Raw genomic sequence first — 20,482 nt, 5'->3', positions numbered from 1 at the left:
ATTCATACGATGTCGCCCATTTTGAGTTGACGCGGCATCCAGGGGCGATTAATGTTCGATCCAACGGCAAGGCCGAAAAAGGATCCCCGCATGCCCCGAGAAAAAAAGAAGCTCGACAACCTCGATAAAAAAATAGAGACATTCCTCTATTGTCTGGCCCAGGTCATGCGAAATTCGGAGATGCCCTTCACCGAAAAGGCCCAGACCATCGCGGGCATGCTTCCCCAGTCCTTCAAAGACCCTTCCTCGGCGGCCGCCTTCATCCGCCTGGATCAACAGGTGTTCTACAGCCCCGGCTACTCGGAAAAAAAGGCGACTCACGCCTTTATGGAACAAGTCTATATCGCCGGCCGGCAGCGGGGCATGGTCAAGGTCGTCTATTCCGGGAAACCGCCGGCAACAACAAGACAAAACCCGTCTGTCGTTCAGAAGGAACAGCGCCTGATCCGAACCGTCGCCCATCACCTTTCGCTGCTGCTCGAAAAGGAAGAGGGCGAAATCCGGAAGGTTGAACTGGAAGCCCAGGTGCGCCATGCAGACCGTCTGGCAAAGATCGGCCAGGTGGCGGCGGGGTTCGCCCACGAGATCAACAACCCGCTCAACAACATCCTGGGTTTCGCCCAGTTGGCCGCCGGTGCCGAGGGACTGCCGGCGCAGGCGGCCCGGGATATCGAAAAAATCATCCAGGCGACCCTCCATGCCCGGGAGGTCGTCAGGAAACTGATGCTTTACAGCCGCCAGGTCCCCCCGGTGACGCAAGCGGTCGACCTGAATCTGCTGGTCAAGGAGAACGTCTATTTCATGACCCATCTCTGCGAAAAACACCGTGTTGAGATCATTCAGGATATTGACGAGACCCTTGACGACATAACGGCAGATCCGTTTCAATTGCGGCAGGTGCTGATGAACCTGATCATGAACGCCGCACAAGCCATGCCAGAGGGCGGTCGCCTGACCATTCGGACGCGTCGTGAGGAAGGACATACGACGCTTACGGTGGCGGACACCGGAACCGGAATGGATCCGGCGACCCTGGAGCAGATTTTTCTTCCCTTTTTCACGACCAAGGAGATCGAACAGGGTACGGGACTCGGTCTCTCCGTCGTCCAGGGCATTGTCGAAAGCCACGGCGCGAATATCCGCGTTTCCAGCAAGGTGGGGGAAGGCAGTGTTTTCTGCATCACCTTTCCCCTGAAAAACAGCGAGGCATAGCATGCCGGAAAAAGATCCAACTGAAACCATGCGCATTCTGATCGTCGACGACAACCCTGAAACCCTGGAAATCCTTCAGCGACAGCTCTGCGGCGCCGGGTATGCGGCCGGCGTCGCCCCCGGCGTTGCCGAGGCCATCGGCAAGCTGGAATTCCATCCCGTCGACCTGGTGATCACCGATATGAAAATGCCGCAGCTGAACGGCCTGGACCTGGTGCGATACATCCGGGAGAATGCCGCGGACACGGAAATCATGATCATGACCGCCTACCCCCGCATCGACAACGCCATCCAGTCCGTCAAGGACGGCGCGGAGGACTATCTCACAAAACCGTTCACCGAAGCCGAACTGTTTTCGGCCATCGAGCGGGTCCGGGAAAAACTCCGCCTCAGAAGAAGCGTCCACGCCGACGTCACCCCTCCGAAATCTTACGGCATCATCGGTCAATCCGCCGTCATGCAGTCGGTCTATTCCCTCATCGACAAGGCGGCATCCACCCTGGTGAACGTCCTGATATCGGGAGAGAGCGGCACGGGAAAGGAGCTCGTCGCCCGGGCCATCCACTACGGCAGCGACCGGGCCTCGGCGCCCTTTGTCTCCGTCAACTGCACCGCCATCCCCGACACCCTCATTGAAAGTGAACTGTTCGGGCATGTCAAAGGGGCCTTTACCGGCGCCAAGGAGTCCCGAACCGGTTTTTTCCAGGTTGCCGACGGGGGGACGATATTCCTGGATGAAATCGGCGACGCCAGCCCCAACTTGCAGGGAAAACTACTCCGGGTGCTCCAGAACAAGGAGATCCACGTGGTGGGATCCAGCCGTATCCGGAAGGTGGACACGCGGGTCATCGCCGCCACCCACCAGGATCTCAGAGTCCTGGTTCAAAAAGGCCTCTTCCGGGAAGACCTCTTCTACCGCCTGGTCGTGATCGACATCCCCGTACCGCCCCTGAGGGAACGTCAGGACGACATCATGAGCCTGATTCATCATTTCCTTTCAAAATTCTCGAAAGAGATGCATCGATCCGTTCCTGAATTTACCGACAACGCCCTGCAGGCCATCCGGAACTACAGCTGGCCGGGAAATGTCAGGGAACTCGAAAACCTGATTCAACGCCTGGTGGTCGTTGTGGATGCCGACACGATCGACGTCATCGACCTGCCCCCGGCCATGCGCGCCAATGTTCCGACGAAAACCTGGCAGGCGCGCCCCCTGGCCGAGGTGGAATTGGAGCACATCGAGCGGGTCCTTGCCGAAGTCGGCGGCAATAAAACCCGGGCGGCCGAGATTTTGGGAATCGACCGGAAAACCCTGCGTCAAAAGCTCAAGCGCGCCGGCCGGGAGACGAACTTCCCGGAGGATTAGACTTCGGGGAAATTTTCCCCACCGGAACGTTTTTCCCCACCCGTTTTACCCCGATTTTCCTCACCGGATGCCCCTTTTCCAAACCTGCATCATTTGCACCCCCCCTTTTTGGATCTATTCCGCTCAACCCGCACACGAACAGGTAGTCAATTCAACTGCCGCATTTCGTGACGGCGGAGACTCCTATCTTTAATCCATTTGATTTTATTATTTTTTTTAATCAATGACGCGAAACCTTCATATTTCAGGCACAGTTATTGCTTTGAATTATGTGCGTGAACGCAAATGATTCCAGGAAATGTCACCAAGCGCTTTAACACGGACATCCCATGCCATCGAACACTGCGGAAGACAAGACATATTACAAAACTCTCACGAGAAAAATATTCACCACGGTGGTGGTGGTATCCTTCATGCCGCTGATCTTTGTCAGCGGCATTATCCTTTACCATTTTCAAACCGCCCACAGTTCGAAGGTGTGCTCCTATCTCGAAGCCCTCGTCAACCGGCACCGCCATGATATCGACATGTTCCTGACCGAGCGGGAGAACAACATTCATTTCCTGGCGGAAAGCTATAATTATCCGGAATTGAGCGATGAGGATTTCCTGCAGAAAAAACTCGAGATCCTGAGAAAAGAGTACGGCGAAGTGTTTTCGGATCTCGGCGTCGTGGATCACAACGGCCATCAAACGGCCTATGCAGGGCCTTTTCGGCTCGAGAACGCCAACTATGCTTCGGCGGAATGGTTCCAGAAGGCAATGCGGGAGCAGTTTTTCATCAGCGACGTTTTCATGGGGCTGAGAGGATTTCCGCATTTTATCGTCGCCGCAAGGAACGAATGGAACGGCAACCATTACATTCTGCGGGCCACTGTCGATTTTCAGGCGTTCAACCGTGTTGTGCGAAACATCCGGATCGGCGAAACCGGTTCCGCCTTTATCATCAACCGGAAAAACGAACTTCAGACAGACACCTCCCTGGACATATCCGAAGACAGCGAACTCTACCGGGGACTGATCAATCAGGCTTTCGACGCCCAGAGTAAGGTCAGGATCAGCGTTCTCGAGAGCCGAAAAACCCAAAAGAGAAACCTCTACGTCACCGGCCTGCTCAACAACGGCCACTGGGCGCTGATCTATCAGCAGGACGTGGGCGACGCCTTCGCGGAAATCTATCGCACCTGGTGGATCGCCCTGATCGTTTTCACGGCGGGCGCCGTCGCCATCATCACCATGGCAATGATCGTTTCCCGGCGCACGGTCGGACGCATCGCCGAGGCCGACAACGAGAAAGAGATGATGAACCAGCAGGTGATCGAGAGCAACCGCCTCGCTTCACTGGGCGAGATGGCCGCCGGCATCGCCCACGAGATCAACAACCCCGTGGCCATTATGGTGGAGGAGGCCGGGTGGATCAGCGATCTCCTCGAAGAAGAAGAATTCCAGGAAAGTGAAAACCTGGAGGAATTCCAGACCTCGCTCGGCCAAATCAAGAAGCAGGGGCTGCGATGCCGCGACATCACGCACAAGCTTCTCAGCTTCGCCCGGCGATCCGAATCCCAGAAGCAGATCATCAAAATCAACGCCATGGTCGAGGAGGTGGTCGGCCTCTTCTCCCACCAGGCAAAATACAGCAACGTTCGCATCGTAACCAAATTCGCCGAGGACATGCCCTATATCCACGCATCCCAGACAGAGCTTCAGCAGGTTCTGTTCAACCTCATCAACAATGCGCTGGACGCACTGAGGGCCACGGGCGGCAAGATCGTCATCATGACCGGATGCGAGGACGACATGGCGGTGATCGAGGTCAAGGACAACGGGCCGGGAATCCCCCGGGCGGACCTGGCGAAGATATTCGATCCCTTTTATACGACCAAGCCGGTGGGAAAAGGAACGGGTCTGGGGCTGTCCATCTGCTACGGGATACTGAACAATATGGGCGGGAAGATCACCGTCGCCAGCTCCGTCGGTATCGGAACCAATTTCCGGGTCTTCATTCCCCATCAGGATTCAGGGCCCGGCACCGTTTCCGAAGCATCATCGGCGATCGGAAAAGCCGTTACCCTAACGCATTAAAGATCGTCCGGCCCCTTTTTCCCGCCGGACCCGGATCAAGGAGAGAAAAAAGATGAACGAATTGGCGCCCGACATCAACGTGCTGCTGGTGGACGATGAGATCGCTTTTGTAGAAACCATCACCAAAAGACTCAAAAAGAGACATTTCATAATTCAGACCGCGCACTCCGGCATGGAGGCCATGGAAAAGCTGGAAGAAAACGGCAACGCCACGGAGGTGGTGGTGCTGGACGTCAAGATGCCGGGTATGGACGGCATTGAAACCCTGGCCGAAATCAAGCGCAAATTCCCCCTCAAGGAGGTGATTATGCTCACCGGCCACGCCACCGTATCATCGGCCATCGAAGGCATGAAAAAAGGTGCCTTCGATTACCTCCTGAAGCCTTGTGAAATGAGCGATCTGGTGAGCAAGGTCAATCGTGCCGCCGAAAAGAAGCGGGAGCATGAAAAAAGAGTTGTCGAAGCACGGATGCAAGAGCTGATGCGCACCAGGGCGCAATAGGGGAAATGCCATGGTAAACCCATCCCCCGCACCGATTGAATTGCTCCTGGTGGATGATGAAGCGGATTTCGTAAGTGTTCTCTCAAAAAGACTGGAGAAAAGAGGGATCCGGGTCACGGCGTGTCTCAGCGGCTCAGACGCCGTCCAGGAATTTCTCAAAAAGGATTTTGACGTCATCCTCCTGGATCTCAAAATGGAATTTATGGACGGCATCGAGGTCTTGAAGGTCGTCAAGGAGACGAAGCCGCACATCCCCGTCTTCATGATCACCGGCCACGGTTCGGTGGAAGAGGCCCAGTTGGGCGTCGACTGCGGTGCCGTGGAATGCCTGCCGAAACCTTATGAAATTCAGGACCTCCTCCAAAAAATCCAGGAGGCCGTAAGCAGCAGAAAGGAGTCTATACATGGATAAAATCAGCCTGCTGTTGGTGGACGACGAAGTCGAGTTTCTGGCGCCCATGGTCAAGCGGCTGAAGCGGCGTAACTACCACGTCCAGACCTCCACCAGCGGCCCCGACGCCCTTGATTTCATCCGCAAGAACCCCGTCGAGTTGGTGGTGCTGGACGTCCAGATGCCCGGTATGGACGGCATCGAAACCCTGGCCGAAATCAAACGGATCGACCCGTCCATCGGCGTGGTGATGCTCACCGGACATGCCAATATCGAAGCCGCCATTGCGGGAATGGAGTTGGGTGCCTTCGACTATCTCATGAAACCCATGAATTTTGACGAGTTGGTCTACAAACTCCAGGACGTATACCGCGAAAAACAGATCCTGGGGGGGAAAAACAACTCTGAAAATGCAGGACAATAGAGAGCAGAACCGGAAGAGCGGCTACCGTCTTCCAGGAACCCAAAACCCAAAGTATTCAGGAGGCACTGTAACAAAATGAAATTCTTCAAAGAATGGGGCAGATTCATGATGATGGGCGCAAGAGCCCACGCTGATTGGGAAATAGCGGTATCCAATACCATCGTCAAAGACCGGAAACGGATAATGATCCTCGGATTATTGCTCGTTCCCATCATATTGGGGGGAATCGCCTTCGCGGATCAGATTGGAACGGTCATGCCGGAGGTGCTGGGCGGTAAAAAGGCCTACAGCCCCGCATTTTTCACGACAGGCATCTTTATCGCATCCATTCTCATCGGCCTGGGCGCCGGGCTCATCACCGGCTGCATCGGCGCAGGCGGCGGTTTCATCATCGCCCCCGCCCTTATGAGCGCAGGCATCAAAGGTATTCTGGCCGTAGGCACAGACCTGTTCCATATTTTCGCAAAAGCGATCATGGGCAGCGTCATTCACCGCAAGCTGGGGAACGTTTCGGTGCCCCTGGCCGTCATCTTCCTCATCGGCGCCGTCATCGGCGCCACCTGCGGCGGCATCATCAACCGGGTTCTCTACGAGATCAATCCGGTGCTGAGCGACGCCTTCATCACGACGATTTACTCCCTCATGCTGGGCATGCTGGGATGCTATGCCATGCTCGACTATCTCAAAGCCAGGAAACGCGGAGACGCCGGGTCCGCCCACGGCGGCAAACACGAAGGCGCGGATCTGGGCAGCCTTCCCAGGAAGCTGCAGGCCGTCAAGATCCCCCCCATGATCAATTTCGACCAGGGGCTTGTGCCCGGCGGACGGAGCATCTCCGCCGTTTTCCTGATCCTGAGCGGCGCGCTGGTGGGGTTTGCCGCGGCCATTATGGGGGTAGGCGGCGGCTTCCTCACCTTCCCCATCTTCGTCTACATGCTGGGCGTCTCCTCCATGACCACCGTGGGGACCGATATCTTTCAGATCGTTTTCACGGCGGGGTATGCCGCCATCACACAGTATGCCATCTACGGCTTCATTTTTTACACCCTGGCGATGGGCATGCTGCTGGGCTCCCTCATCGGCATCCAGATCGGGGCACTGGTCACCAAGGTCGTCAGCGGCATCACCATCCGCGGATTCTACGCCATGGCGGTCCTGGCGGGATTTGTCAACCGGATCTTCGCCCTGCCTGGGAAACTGGCCGCCATGGAGGTCATCACCCTCTCCAGGGAGACCACCGGCATCCTCGACAAGATCGGCGTGTGGGCCTTCTTCATCGTCATCGGCGGATTCGGCGTATGGGTCATCGGAACCTTTCTGACCAATATTAAAATCCTCAAAGGAGAAAGAGCCGTATCATGATTGCAAACAAGAAGCTGTTTTTCAAAGGATTCCTACTGTTGGCCGCATTTTTGGTCGTGCTGTTCGCAATGTTCATGCCCCTGTTCAATGAAGGGAACGCACTAAACTACATGGACAACCTCTACAATTCCATCTCCAAGGGTTCGGCTTATTACATTCCAGGCCTTCAGGAGGAGAACAAGGCTTACCGAAATACGCCGGTTCAGGCAACATTGGCGCTCGCCGGAAAGCGCCAGGCCGAAGAGACCGCCCTCCTTTTCGAAAAATCCGGAGCGACGGTTACGCAAACCGATACCGGCATCGCCGTGAACGGCGATCTGGGGGCCATTCTGGCGAACTGTCTGGCAGATTCGGACATCATGTTCCACAATCAGGGGGCACAGCTACGGGAAAAATACGGCTACGGCGAACGCCAGGCCCTCTTCAACTGGTGGACGGCGCTGAACAAGATGGACATGGCCCTTAAAAAACAAGAGATGTTCAAGGAAGCCAAATTCGCCGGCGACGTCAATCAGCGGGCTGTCGAATGCGCCTACAATTTCTATGAGATCACGCCGCAGAAGATCACCGACAAGATCGGCATCGTTATCTTTTCCCTGGTCTTCTATGTCATTTACACGCTCTGGTTCGGGTTTTCCATCATGTTCATGTTCGAAGGGTGGGGCATGCGTCTGGAGCACTGACAATAACGGTGCAGTATTTGACGATCCGACCGCATGACCACCCTCAAGCCGCTCCCTCTTCCGTATCCGGGGAGAGGGAGCCATATTAGGCCATGACAGCATCGATATTCAATCGCATATTGAGAAACCGCTATTTCGCCGCACTTTTTCCGGGCCGTACCGTCGTTGCGGCGGCCGAGGACGTCGAGTCTCTTCGATCGGCGTTTAAAAAGCGCTACCACAGTTTCAAGATTCTTTTGGGAGCCAACAACCGTGCGCTCGAGATCATGAGCGAGATCGAACAGGCACTCCAGGGGCATACGCCCTTCGACATGGCCTTTGTGCGGGCCAAATGCACGGGCGTCACGGTCAATGTCCATCGAATGATTCAACAGATCGACCGTCTGGCGCCCGGGAAATATTCGAGGCTGTCAGAGCGCTACACAGAGATCCGTGAAGGCATCGAACAGATCCTCGCGGCCCGCCGGCCGGATCTCGATAAAAGGCTGGTGCTCGACTTCGAGGCGGTGGATGAAAACAGCTCGCCCCTCGTGGGGAACAAGATGGCCGGATTGTGTGATATCCGGAACCGCCTGGGTTTTTCCGTGCCCGAAGGCTTCGTTATCACCACACATGCCTTCGAGCGCTTTTTTGAGGAATCCGGCATCCAGACCGAGATCAACCGGAAATTTCAGACGGCGGACCTGAACGATGTGGAAACCCTTCATGCACTTTGCTCGGAGATTCAGCAGCTCGTCCTCCGCACTCCCCTGCCGGAGGATCTCGAACATGAAATCATCACCGCGTGCGAACGGCTCGCTGAACGCAGCCGGAAGCCGCTTTCGCTTGCCCTGAGAAGCAGTGCGGTGGGCGAAGACGCGATCCACAGCTCCTTTGCCGGACAATACCATTCGGAGTTGAACGTCGCACCGGATGACGTCCTGTATGCCTACAAAACAGTGGTGGCCAGCAAATATTCGCCCCAGGCCGTCACCTACCGGATGAACCGGGGCTTCCGCGATGAAGACATTCCCATGGCCGTAGGTTGCATGATCATGGTGGAAGCTGCGGCCGGTGGCGTGGCCTACTCCCGGAATCCCGTAAACGCCTCGGATGATACGGTCCATATCAATGCCGTCCGCGGTCTCCCCAAGGCGGTAGTGGACGGTTCGACCCCCTGTGACCTGTTTGTGGTGTCCAAATCCGTCCCCGCCCGGGTGATTCGACGGGAGATTGCCGTAAAGAAGACGATGTATGTCTCCAACACGGACGGCGGAACGGATCGCATTCCAGTAAACGATCGGGAGGCCGCTTCTCCCGCCATCGAAGAGAAACAGCAGATAAGCCTCGCGGAGATCGCCGTTTCCCTCGAATCCCACCACGGTCTGCCCCAGGACATTGAGTGGGTTATCGACGGCAAGGGCGACATCATTCTGCTGCAATGCCGCCCTTTATCACTCAGCCCCGTCACAAACACGCCATCGGAAACCATCCCGGATTCGGATGAAACCGAGAAAGACGAAACGGACGTCCTTGCCGTCGGCAGCGTGACGGCCAGCCCCGGTTCGGCCTGGGGGGAGGTTTACATTGCCGCAAAGGCCGCCGATACGCTCCGCTTTCCCAAGGACGCCGTCCTGGTGGTTCGCCAGGCACTGCCCAAATGGGCCGCCCTTCTCAACCGAGCCGCGGCCGTGGTTTCCGAGCAGGGGGGCATCGCCGGTCATCTCGCCAGCGTCTGCCGGGAGTTCGGTATTCCCGCACTTTTCGGGGTCGAGAACGCATTTGACGTCCTGAAAGCAGGTGAACGCGTCACTGTCGACGCCGATCACCTCAAGATCTATCGCGGCGTCAAAAACAGATTCAGCGTCGGGCGAAAACCGCGCCCCAATCTCATGGTGGGCAGCCCCGTACACCAGATTCTCAAACGCGCCGGAAGGCTGATCGTTCCCTTGAATCTTCTGGACCCGGATGCGACGGATTTCAGACCTGAAAAATGCGCCACGCTTCACGACATCACCCGGTTCATCCACGAAAAGTCGGTCCATGAGATGTTCAATTCCAGCAAAAACACGAACTTTCCGGAACGGGCCGCCAAGCAGCTCGTTCACAACAAGGTTCCCATGCAATGGTGGGTCCTCGACCTGGATGACGGTTTCAGGGAAGCCGTCCCCGGCAAATACATTCCGATCGAAAACATCGTTTCCATTCCCATGCTGGCGTTCTGGGAAGGTTTTACGGCCATTCCGTGGGACGGTCCTCCGGGCATCGACGGCGGCGGCTTCATGTCCGTGATGTTTCGGTCGACCGCGAACCCTGCCCTGGCCACCGGCGTCCGATCGCAGTATGCCCAGCACAATTATTTCATGGTCTCCAAAAACTATTGCAGTTTAAACGCTCGTCTGGGATACCATTTTTCCACCCTGGAAGCCCTTGTCGGCGAGCGGGTCCGGGAGAATTACATCAACTTCCAGTTCAAGGGCGGGGCCGCCGACGACCAGCGGCGGCGCCGTCGCGTGACCTTCATCGGCGACATATTGGAAGAAAGCGGCTTCAGCGTCCGCATTCGTGAAGACCATCTCGCCGCACGCATGGAGAACTATCCCGAAGTGCATATGACCGCCTATCTGAAGGTTCTGGGCTACCTCCATCTGCACACCCGACAGCTCGATATGATCATGACCAATCCCGCCCAGGTGGACCACTATGACCGAAAGATCCGGACGGACATCGACGCCATTCTCTCGAGGAGAGCGGCGGCTGAAGTGAAACCCTGATCTTCAGAACGCGGGAAGTATTCCATCGGCCGTCACCCCTTTTTCCCCTTCTTTTTTGTCCGGTTCGTGGGCAAGGCCAGGAGGGGGTCGTCCGGCCATTCATGTTTGGGGTAACGGCCCTTCATCTCCTTTTTGACGACTGCGTAAGTGCCCGTCCAGAATCCCCCCAGGTCCCGGGTCACCTGGAGGGGGCGTCCGGCGGGAGAGAGCAGGTGCAGCAGAAGCGGGACCCGGCCCCCCGCAATACAAGGTGTTTCAGCGGCACCGAACATCTCTTGAAGGCGAACCGCCAGGACGGGCGTTTCGCCGGCGATGTAGTCCACGGGGATGCGCGATCCGCTGGGAACGACGACATGAGTCGGCGCAAGGGTATCGAGTGTCTTGCGCTGCTCCCATGACAGCATGGCCAGAATAGCACCTTTCAGATCCAGCCGCTGGAGATGACTCCGCCGCCTGATTCCGCCGAGAAACGGGCCCAGCCAGTCCTCCAGGCGGGCCAGCAGCGTCGCATCCGAGAGATCGGGCCATCCCGGCCCGCCGAACGCCTCGCTTCTGAGAAACATTACCCGAGCACGCAAGTTCAGAATCCCTCGCTCCCACGGAAGCGCCGAAAGGCCCATATGCCGGATCCCCTGAACCATGGCCGCCGTCAATTGTTCGGGATCGGGGTTTTTCAGGGGACGACAGCGCAGCACCAGTTCTCCGAACCGTTCTTCGAACCTTGCCGCCACTGTCTCTTCCCGGGAGTCCCAGCAGACCACGACGAATTCCCCGACCCATTCCGGCAAATGGGCCGCCAACTCCTCAGGTCGAACAGGCGCGGCCAGACGGATCCGGGCATCCCTTCCTGTGCCGTCCAGCGCCGCCGCCACGAGCAGGTTCTCTGCGGCCAGGGGTTCCACATCGATAAATCGAGCCCCCCGGCCGCCCGAAAGCCTGTAGCGGCGATCCCCCTCCGGCCGAAGCTGCGCCACGCGGTCCGGATAGGCCATGGCCAGGAGCGTTCCGGCATACCTGTCCGGATTTTCGACGCCCTCCGTTATCGTTCTACCATCCCCGACCGTCTGCATGCGTTCCCAGCGATCGGCCTGTGCCCGGATGCGGCGGCAGACGCCGGAATTCATCGAGGCACCCGGTGTCCGGAACGCATTCCCCTGGCGCAGGGCCTCGACCCTGAGCCGTATATCGGCGTCCCAGGCCCCCGGGGGGAAATGAAGGACATCCCGATCCTCCAAGATGGCGGCCAGTTCGCAAGCCAGCCGATACCGCCCTATCCTGCGTCCCACCAGGAGCATATGGCCGAGGCGGGGATGCAGTCCCAGCTTCGATATGGTTTTGCCTCGGGCCGTAACCCGGCCCTGACGATCCAGAGCCCCGAGTTGGATAAGGAGCTCCCGGGCCGATCGGAATGCGACTTCCGGCGGGGGATCGAGCCATGGTATGCCGTCCGGTGTGGTGGTGCCCCAAACCGCCAGTTCCAGCACCAGCGAAGCCAGATCGGCGGAAAGGATCTCCGGAACCGACGCCGCCGTCAAGCCCTGATGTTCGGCTTCGCTCCAGAGGCGGTAACAGACCCCGGGGGCGATCCGCCCGGCTCGGCCCCTCCGCTGATCCGCCGAAGCCTTGGACACCCGCACCGTCTCAAGACGGCTCATCCCGGTAGCGGTCGAGAACCGCGGCACTCGCATCCAGCCACAGTCCACCACGATCCGGATCCCCTCGATGGTCAGCGAGGTCTCGGCGATGGCCGTGGCCAGAACGATCTTTCGCTTTTCCGGAGGCGTCGGCCGGATGGCCCTCTCCTGGTCCACCAGTGGAAGATTTCCGTAAAGGGGGGCTATGGAGATGCCGGTGCCTGCCAGGCGCTCGTCGAGGAGCTGGGCCACCCTCCGTATCTCTCTCACGCCGGGCAGAAAGGCCAGGATACTTCCGTCCTCAGCCGTCACGGCTTCCATCACCGCCTCGACCGTTCGTCCTGCAATCTGATGTTCCTGTCCCCAGGATTTCGCCGCCTGATTTATGTGCCGGGTTTCCACGGGAAAACACCTGCCGGAACTCACGATTACCGGTGAATTACCTATCAGGCGACCCACGGGCTCGCCCGCGAGAGTCGCAGACATCACCAGGATCCTGAGGTCTTCCCTGAAAACACTGCGGCTCTCGAGGCAGAGCGCCAGTCCCAGATCCGTCTGAAGACCCCTTTCATGAAACTCATCGAAGATCACGAGCCCGACTCCGGAAAGCGCCGGGTCCCGCTGAATCCAGCGGGTGAGGATCCCATCGGTCACCACCTCCACACGGGTGGATGCGCCTACCCGGCTCTCCAACCGCACCCGGTAGCCCACTGTTTCACCGACATCCTCTCCCAGCATCGCAGCCATCCGCCTTGCCGAGGCTCGAGCCGCCAACCGACGGGGTTCCAGCATGATGATTTTGCGACCGGAGAGCCAGGGCGCATCCAGCAAGGCCAGGGGCACGCAGGTGGTCTTTCCTGCCCCGGGCGGTGCGATCAGCACCGCGCCCGCCCCTGCCGACAGGGCCTGCCGCACCTCCGGAATCACCGATATCACCGGCAGGCCTGCCGCCTGCCGCCGCCACTTTGGGACATTATCCGCGTTGATCATCACGTTCTCTTAAGCCCTGCTTTTCAATGAGATCGACTCATGTCGCCAGAAACCGGCCCGGCGAAGGGTCGTCGAGTTTTCTGTGGACATCCTTGTCAATAACTTTTAGACTGAATTATCAAGGCAACCGCATGGGGCCAAGAACGCCCCCTGACGACACCCGCTTCTGAACACCGAAAGCTGAAATGAATACATGAATAAGTCAAAACATTCCGATTTGGGACCTGTTTTCGTCGCTCCTCCCGACGCACGGCCGAATGTCTGCGGACCGCAGATCATCCTCGGGACGCCGACGGGTGATGCGCCCTGCTGAGGCCCCAAGCCCGACCCCGAGGCCGGGGTCCATGAACGGCCGGGGTATGTCATCGAGCCTTATGTAGACGGTTTTGTGGAGACGTCCGCAGGACCCGTTCCCCGTGTTGAAACAGCGGTCTCGCTCCGGGACAAGCTCGGCACCGTCAAGACTCGCCTCGGCATCGGGCGGTACAATTACAAGGTGGTCCCCGGTCTCTACTGCGTGGGAACGCCCGGCCCGGAATCGCCGGTGCTCATGACCGCCAACTACAAGCTCACCTTCGACGCTCTCCGGAAAGAGCTGGGAGGCCTCGATGCCTGGATCCTGGCGGCTGACACCCGGGGGATCAATGTATGGTGCGCCGCCGGAAAAGGGCTCTTCTCCACCGAAGAAGTCGTCCGCCGGGTAAACAGGTCCCGGCTCGCAGAGATCGTCTCCCACCGGGAATTGATCCTGCCGCAACTCTCCGCCACGGGGATCGCCGCCCACCAGGTAAAGAAAATCTGCGGTTTCAAGGTCATCTACGGCCCGATACGGGCCGCCGACATTCCCGCCTTCATTCAGGCGGGCAAAACGGCCGACCAGGCCATGCGGACGGTAACCTTTACCTTCCGGGAGCGTGCCGTCCTGACGCCTGTGGAGATCCTTCTGCTGCGAAAAGCGCTGGCCGTCGTCATCATCGCGACCCTGTTCCTCTCAGGTTTCGGACCGGGGATATTTTCTATGGATGCCGCCCTTTCCCGGGGAATCCCCGCCGTGTGCGCCACGCTCTTCGGCATCCTGGCCGGGGCGGTGATCGTGCCTTTCCTCCTGCCCCACTTTCCCTGGCGGGAGTTTTGGATCAGCGGGGCCCTGGCCGGCATCGTGGCCGGCGTGGCGAACACCTGGCTTTTCAACGGGAGGCTGGACGCCTGGGAATCCCTTTCGCTGATGCTCTGGACCGGCGCTGTCGGCTCTTATCTGGCCATGAACTTTACCGGTTCAACGCCCTACACCTCCCCTTCGGGGGTGGAAAAAGAGATGCGCAGGGCAATCCCGGCCCAAGTCGCCGCCGGCTTGATCGCCGTCGCAGTCTGGTTTGCAGCCCCGTTTTTCGGGTAGCCGGAAATTGACAATCGGCAAACCCGCCGGACATAATCGACACGATTTCAACATCCGGATATCCAACGGATTTTCAGATATGGACAACGCATGAAAGATTTTAGATATATCGGCGGTGTCGCTACCCTGGAGCTTGATACGGGCCGGTGTGTGGGCTGCGGCATGTGCGAGACGGTCTGCCCTCACCGCATCTTCACGGTGCGGGAAAAACAGGCGGTCATCCGCGACATCGACGCCTGTATGGAGTGCGGCGCCTGCGCGCGGAACTGCCCCACAAAAGCCATCGCAGTCACCCCGGGCGTAGGCTGTGCCGCCTACATCATCTCGACCTGGATACACCGCATCAAAGGATCAGCAGGGACGCGATGCTGCTGAAGACCGGCCGGCACCATTCCGTCGATTTCGAAAGCTTCGCCATCAAAAACTTTCATCGACGAATTTATTCGCCGTCAGCTTCAACCCCTTGCCCGGAAGGGTCATCAGGGTTGAGGTGCCGTGGGCGACCAGACGGCCGTCGGCGTCCAGAACCCGGGCCTCGGCATAGCTGATGGATTTGCCGAAACGAATGGTTCGGCCCTGGGCCGTCAAGCGTCCCTTCAGCACAGGTTCCAGATAGTTGAGCTTCAGATCGATGTTGACCAGACCCGCGTCTTCGGGGAGACGCATGAACACAGCCCAGAAGGTGGCGGTGTCGATCAGGGTCGCCAGCACGCCGCCGTGGACGATGCCGAACGGCTGGAGATGGCAGGAGCCTGTATCGAGCATGATCGTGGCGCTGTCGATCTCGATGGCCGAAAGCCACATGGCCATATGATTGGGGAACGGGCTGGTTTTGACCACATGAATCAACTCCTCGATGTATTCCGGATTCGGTTTTGGCATTCGCCCTCCGCTTTGATAATATTGGACACACTTATCTTGCATACAAAATTTTAGCACCTGAAAATTCCTGATGTGCAGATCAGCCGCGGGGGGATAGCAGCTTGCGCAGCAGCATCCGGAAAATCATCTCTTCTTCATCGGTCAGGTTCGACAGGAAGGAACGGTTTTCCGGCTCCACAAGAGCACCGATCTTGTCGCTCACATCTCGACCTTTTCCGGTGAGGCAAATCCGTATCGCCCGACGGTCGTCGGGATCAGCCTGTCGTTCCACAAGACCTGCACGGGCGAGGCGGTCGATAATCCCGGTGAGGGTGGCGCTGTCGAGTTGTACTCGGCTGCCCAGCCTGCCCGACGATACGCCGTCTTCATCCGCCAAAAACGCAAGCACCATTCCTTGAACCGCTGTCACGCCGAATCCGGCGACGCAGTCACTCCAATGCCTTGCACCGGCCTGACCAGCCTTGGCCAGTTGAAAAAAAATGCATTCGTGAGGTTTCACCGTTATCCTGTCTCTATAATCGATATAATTAGTTTGCACACAAGCCTTATAGGATAACCATCCGTTTTCGTCAAGAAAAAATCGATTGACACCGCGACGTGTCGAAACACTTCGAATCAACATCGATGCCGGACCGTCTGCATCGATTCGGCTTGGGCTCATCCCACAAAGCGGATCAAAAACTTGACTTGTCGTGATTCGGCCATATCTTTTCCGGAATTTGCACATCAAATCAAAGGAGCTAAAATGATGCAGAAAGTCGAAAGCGGCATGTTTATCAGCGTAAACTATACGGGGACCCTTGAAAACGGAGAGGTGTTCGATACGAGTGAAGGGCGGGCGCCACTGGAGTTTCAGACCGGTGAAGGCCAGCTGATCAAGGGGTTCGAGGATGCTGTGATGGGCATGTCGTTGAACGAGAAGAAGACATTTACCCTGCCGCCCGAAGCAGCCTACGGCCATCGGGACGACACCCGGGTTCATGACTTTCCCCGGGCCGATCTTCCGGCAGGCGTCTCCCCGAAAGTGGGCGATACCGTAACCTTTTCCACGCCCCAGGGACAGCAGATACCGGCCAGGCTTGTCCGGATGGACGACGAGAACCTGACCTTCGATCTCAATCACCCCCTCGCCGGGGAGAGCCTGACTTTCGCCGTCGAGGTGGTGGGCATCAGCGACACCCCCACGCAGCAGCCCCACGGATGCGGGTCGAACTGCGAGTGCGGTTCGGGGTGCAGCTGCTGAACCGCTGAAACCCTGCAACAGAAATCACCCGGAGACGACGCTCGCGATACCAGCGAACGCCGTTTCCGGGTGAAAAGTCTTACCAGCTCCGCTTACTTCTTCTTGGAGCTCAGTTCAGGGAACTGATGATAGAAGTATTCGTTGGGAGAAACCGATTCCCCCTTTTTCTTTCTTTCTTCGTCTTCCCTCAGTTCCACCCTCCGGATTTTACCGCTGATGGTTTTGGGCAACTCTTCGACGAATTCGATGATTCTCGGAATTTTGAATTTCGCCAGCACCTTGATGGTGTGCTGAAACAGCTCCAGGGCAAGATCCCTGGAGGGTTGGTAACCCTTGTTCAGAATCACGTAAGCCTTGACCAGTTGATATCGTGTAGGATCGGGAGTACCCACGACGGCGGCCTCCATGACGGAGGGATGCTCGATCAGCGCACTTTCCACCTCGAAGGGGCCCACGCGATAATCGGAGGATTTGATGACATCGTCGGATCTGCCGACGAACCACCAGTACCCGTCCTTGTCAAAGGACGCCTTGTCGCCGGTAAAGTACATGCTGCCCTTGAAGGCGCCATGGGTTTTTTCGGGGTCGTCGATGTATTCCTGGAAGAGGCCCAGTGCCCGCCACCGGCTCAGGCGGATCACAATGTGGCCGGGTTCGTCGGGGGTGGTGATTTCGTTGCCTTCGTCATCGGTCAGGATCACGTCGTACATGTCTGAAGGATACCCAAAGGAGCCAAAGCGCATCTTGCCTTCCATCCAGGGCGGGTTTCCGATCATGGCTGTCGATTCGGTCTGGCCGTAGAAATCCCTGATCTCGGTCCCGGTCGCTTTACTCCACCGGTCGATCACCTCGGGGTTCAGGGGTTCGCCGGCACTCAGGGAGTATTTGATGGCGCTGAAATCGTATTTGGAGAGGTCCAGACGGACGAAGGCGCGCCAGGCGGTGGGCGGTGCACAGAAGGAATTCACCTTGTACTTGGCGATGGTGGCGACGTATTTTTCGGGGTCCAGCGCCGTAAAGGCAAAACCGGTTGCGGTGGCTCCGATATTGAGTGGGGCAAAAAAGCTGCTCCATGCCCATTTGGCCCACCCGGGAGCGCTCAGATTGTGGTGAATTCCGCCGGGTTCAAGCCCTTGGATGACCGCGGTCGAAAGGTGCCCGACAGGGTAGGAGGTAGCGCTGTGGCCTACCCGTTTGGGAAGCCCCGTGGTGCCCGAGGTAAAAAAGCAGAACAGGACGTCGTCCTTGCCGACATCAGCGGCATCGGCCGTGCCGGATTCGGCGCTGATTTCTTCATAAGACACCCATCCATCCTTTTTCCCCAATACAATTTTGGCCTTGGGCGTGCAGTTCGCCTTCACCAAGGCATCGTCCACCAACTGGGTCAGGCCTTCAAAGGCAACGATGACATCGGGTTTGTAGGACTCGAAGCGGAACTGAATCTCCCTTTCCGTCATGGTGGTGGCCGTGGGCACCGACACCAACCCCCCTTTGATACCTGCAAAGGAGGCAAACCAGGTTTCGGGAACAATCGGCGTCAGCATGTAAAGGTTGTTGCCCTTTGCGACACCTTTTTTTCTGATGAAATTAAGAAACTTATTTCCATTTTCCGCCAGTTCTCTGTAGGTGAACTGTCGCTCGGCGTCCGTGTCGAGATCCGTCCAGATCAGCGCGAGCTGATCACCCCGCTCCTTGACATGCACCCCTTCGAAAATTTCCGCGGCCCAGTTGAATTTTTCGGGCAGAGTGGTCTGGTTCAGCTTCTCAAAAAAAGCCTTTGCGGCCTCTTTCCTTTTTTCCATGTCTGCGATGGTGTTGAGCGCCATTGCATCTCTGTAAAAATTTTCCAACGACATACCCTTCCTCCATTTTAGTTGTTAGCCCACTGTCTTCCGTGATAACGATTCAGACCTCTTTCCGATTTTGACCGAGGCCCCCAAAAAATACCGCTTTACAGGGCTTTATCGACCCTGTACGCTTTAGAATTCAGGTCGTTCTCCCGCCGATGGTGCCCTTGGGAAAAATTCTGAGCGAGCGGTCGGTTGGTTGTTTGATTATGCTATTCCTTTAATTGCCATTCATTTAATTGTCAATCATTATTTTCTGGTGATTGACGCTTCCGTTTCCAACATGGGGCGCCCAAAGCCATTTTCCGGCCTCGGATGTCGATTTAACGCCTCATGGGTTGCGCGTTCCTCCGTATCAGGCCAATTTTATCTGTAAACATGGCATTGCAGATTCTGAAAAGCCATTTGGGTAACAAATCCGAACGCAAATGGTCTATCCGACTGTTGACGACCGCCCGCCAATGAGATATTGAAAATTATTATACAGATATTCAACTTCAGGCCGTATCCTTCCGGCACCGGCCTATGAAAGTTGAGGCAGATATAATCGATTCAGACCGGGGTAACCGGGAAGTTCGGCCTCTGCAACCGCCGGATGGGAAGGCGGCTGTCACGTCAGCCTTTGAAGAGGGGGTGATATGGCGATTTCAGCTCCGAAAATGCGATGCGAATCAGGATTCATGCTAACGCAGGTTCCCATTTTCCTTAAAAACTTTTCACTGTCCTTTGTCAAAGAAGGGTCTTGTATCGAATATTTTATCGAAAAGCGTTTTTCAACAGAAACCATTTCGTCCGCGCTGATCTTTTCATACAGTCCCATCGCAAAAGACCTGCATGTGTCTCGATTTTATCCCGAGCTGTATCGACAAACCGATTCGAAATACATGTCGGCCGCCTGCTTCTATCTCCTGATCCACCACTGCGCCGGATCTTATTCGATGGATGACGCCTGCCACATCAGCCTCGAAACGGTGCCGACGGTAAGCGACGGGTTTTACATCCGGTTGAAGGATTTCAATTTTCACGTTTATAAAAACCGTTTGGGCAATGTCGTTGAATTGATCAGCGATATCTTTCGCTTACCCGTCGATACGAGTATGATCAAGGAGCGGATTTTCCGCGATGGTGACATCCCGTTTCTGAAATAGAACTCGGGGAAAAATTCCGCTTTCGCCGTTTCGGAATTAAATGATTCAACTTTCGACTTTCATGACGATGACCGGAAAGATACGGCCTGTGAAAGTCGAAAGTTGAGTAAATGAGTTTAAACGAGGTATGGAAATCAGAAAGGAGAAAAACCCATGGTCAAGTTTTTATTCGTATTGAGTCAAGATGACAACGAAAAGGCAACCCGGTGTTTTCAGTTCGCCAGAATTGCCCATTCCAAGGGACATCATGTCGACATGTTTTTCATCGACAGCGGCGTCATGTGGGCCAACAAGGACAGGGACCTGACCCTCAAGACCGCCACGGGGGACTGCCCGGCGGACTATCTTCCCTATTTGGTGGAAAACGAAGTCGCCACCGGCATCTGCACCCCCTGCGCCAAGAATCGCGGACTCGACGAATCCAAATTCTTCAGTAATATGCTGCTGGACGGCGGGCCGCATCTCATCGACATGGCGGTTGAAGCAAAGGTGTTCAATTTCTGATCTTCCTCCCCGTCACAGGCTTCGGATGGACCATCCCGGCACGATTATGCATCGATGTCGCCCC

Annotated in this window: 18 protein-coding genes; 14 read left to right on the top strand and 4 right to left on the bottom strand. The window is 56.9% G+C overall.

Going from position 1 to position 20,482, the window contains the following annotated elements; all coding sequences use genetic code 11:
- Positions 1-90: 90 nt before the first annotated feature.
- The 9 genes from dmul_RS07790 (at position 91) to dmul_RS07750 (ending at position 10,774) form a co-directional block, all read left to right on the top strand.
- Positions 91-1,212, top strand: a complete 1,122-nt coding sequence (locus tag dmul_RS07790; RefSeq protein WP_020875927.1) for a sensor histidine kinase — start codon at positions 91-93, stop codon at positions 1,210-1,212.
- Between the two features lies 1 nt (position 1,213).
- Positions 1,214-2,578, top strand: coding sequence for a sigma-54-dependent transcriptional regulator (locus dmul_RS07785; protein WP_020875928.1), 1,365 nt, complete (start codon positions 1,214-1,216; stop codon positions 2,576-2,578).
- A 329-nt stretch (positions 2,579-2,907) separates the two neighbouring features.
- The gene (locus tag dmul_RS07780; protein WP_020875929.1) at positions 2,908-4,659 is read left to right on the top strand and encodes a sensor histidine kinase; all 1,752 of its coding nucleotides are present in this window, start codon (positions 2,908-2,910) and stop codon (positions 4,657-4,659) included.
- A 52-nt stretch (positions 4,660-4,711) separates the two neighbouring features.
- A complete protein-coding gene (locus tag dmul_RS07775) occupies positions 4,712-5,161 on the top strand; it encodes a response regulator (RefSeq protein WP_020875930.1) in 450 nt (149 codons plus the stop codon).
- 10 nt (positions 5,162-5,171) lie between these two features.
- A complete protein-coding gene (locus tag dmul_RS07770) occupies positions 5,172-5,573 on the top strand; it encodes a response regulator (protein WP_020875931.1) in 402 nt (133 codons plus the stop codon).
- Positions 5,566-5,976, top strand: a complete 411-nt coding sequence (locus tag dmul_RS07765; RefSeq protein WP_020875932.1) for a response regulator — start codon at positions 5,566-5,568, stop codon at positions 5,974-5,976. The genes dmul_RS07770 and dmul_RS07765 overlap by 8 nt, the downstream gene beginning before the upstream one ends.
- Before the next feature lie 75 nt (positions 5,977-6,051).
- On the top strand, positions 6,052-7,338 hold the full coding sequence (locus dmul_RS07760) for a sulfite exporter TauE/SafE family protein (protein WP_020875933.1): 1,287 nt from the start codon (positions 6,052-6,054) through the stop codon (positions 7,336-7,338).
- Positions 7,335-8,021 (top strand): hypothetical protein, encoded by a 687-nt coding sequence (locus dmul_RS07755; protein ID WP_020875934.1) that lies wholly within the window; start codon positions 7,335-7,337, stop codon positions 8,019-8,021. The genes dmul_RS07760 and dmul_RS07755 overlap by 4 nt, the downstream gene beginning before the upstream one ends.
- Before the next feature lie 92 nt (positions 8,022-8,113).
- Positions 8,114-10,774 carry a PEP/pyruvate-binding domain-containing protein gene (locus dmul_RS07750; protein WP_020875935.1) on the top strand — a complete coding sequence of 887 codons (2,661 nt, stop codon included), beginning with the start codon at positions 8,114-8,116 and terminating at the stop codon, positions 10,772-10,774.
- Between the two features lie 32 nt (positions 10,775-10,806).
- Here the strand turns inward: dmul_RS07750 and hrpB are convergent, their stop codons facing one another.
- The gene (hrpB, locus tag dmul_RS07745; protein ID WP_020875936.1) at positions 10,807-13,398 is read right to left on the bottom strand and encodes an ATP-dependent helicase HrpB; all 2,592 of its coding nucleotides are present in this window, start codon (positions 13,396-13,398) and stop codon (positions 10,807-10,809) included.
- Between the two features lie 193 nt (positions 13,399-13,591).
- On the opposite strand from hrpB, the gene hgcA reads away from it, so the two are divergent.
- Both hgcA and hgcB read left to right on the top strand, forming a co-directional pair.
- A complete protein-coding gene (hgcA, locus tag dmul_RS07740) occupies positions 13,592-14,794 on the top strand; it encodes a mercury methylation corrinoid protein HgcA (protein WP_250697412.1) in 1,203 nt (400 codons plus the stop codon).
- Between the two features lie 90 nt (positions 14,795-14,884).
- Positions 14,885-15,169 (top strand): mercury methylation ferredoxin HgcB, encoded by a 285-nt coding sequence (gene hgcB, locus dmul_RS07735; protein ID WP_020875938.1) that lies wholly within the window; start codon positions 14,885-14,887, stop codon positions 15,167-15,169.
- A 42-nt stretch (positions 15,170-15,211) separates the two neighbouring features.
- On the opposite strand, the gene dmul_RS07730 is transcribed toward hgcB, so the two are convergent.
- Positions 15,212-15,676: a PaaI family thioesterase gene (locus dmul_RS07730; protein ID WP_020875939.1), complete on the bottom strand. Its 465-nt coding sequence runs from the start codon at positions 15,674-15,676 to the stop codon at positions 15,212-15,214.
- Between the two features lie 79 nt (positions 15,677-15,755).
- Positions 15,756-16,175 (bottom strand): MarR family winged helix-turn-helix transcriptional regulator, encoded by a 420-nt coding sequence (locus dmul_RS20455; RefSeq protein ID WP_020875940.1) that lies wholly within the window; start codon positions 16,173-16,175, stop codon positions 15,756-15,758.
- Positions 16,176-16,421: 246 nt separating this feature from the next.
- Here dmul_RS20455 and dmul_RS07720 point away from each other — a divergent pair, with 246 nt between their 5' ends.
- Complete coding sequence (locus tag dmul_RS07720; RefSeq protein ID WP_020875941.1) at positions 16,422-16,919, top strand: FKBP-type peptidyl-prolyl cis-trans isomerase; 498 nt, start codon at positions 16,422-16,424, stop codon at positions 16,917-16,919.
- A 92-nt stretch (positions 16,920-17,011) separates the two neighbouring features.
- Here the strand turns inward: dmul_RS07720 and dmul_RS07715 are convergent, their stop codons facing one another.
- Positions 17,012-18,775: an acyl-CoA synthetase gene (locus dmul_RS07715; RefSeq protein WP_020875942.1), complete on the bottom strand. Its 1,764-nt coding sequence runs from the start codon at positions 18,773-18,775 to the stop codon at positions 17,012-17,014.
- An 827-nt stretch (positions 18,776-19,602) separates the two neighbouring features.
- On the opposite strand from dmul_RS07715, the gene dmul_RS20190 reads away from it, so the two are divergent.
- Both dmul_RS20190 and dmul_RS07705 read left to right on the top strand, forming a co-directional pair.
- The gene (locus dmul_RS20190; RefSeq protein ID WP_144016587.1) at positions 19,603-19,914 is read left to right on the top strand and encodes a hypothetical protein; all 312 of its coding nucleotides are present in this window, start codon (positions 19,603-19,605) and stop codon (positions 19,912-19,914) included.
- A 153-nt stretch (positions 19,915-20,067) separates the two neighbouring features.
- Positions 20,068-20,418: a DsrE family protein gene (locus dmul_RS07705; RefSeq protein ID WP_020875944.1), complete on the top strand. Its 351-nt coding sequence runs from the start codon at positions 20,068-20,070 to the stop codon at positions 20,416-20,418.
- The last annotated feature ends 64 nt before the right edge of the window (positions 20,419-20,482 follow it).

Origin of the sequence: Desulfococcus multivorans (assembly GCF_001854245.1) — a bacterium.
Taxonomy (GTDB): Bacteria; Desulfobacterota; Desulfobacteria; order Desulfobacterales; family Desulfococcaceae; genus Desulfococcus; species Desulfococcus multivorans.
This window is presented reverse-complemented; position numbering and strand designations above follow the sequence as displayed.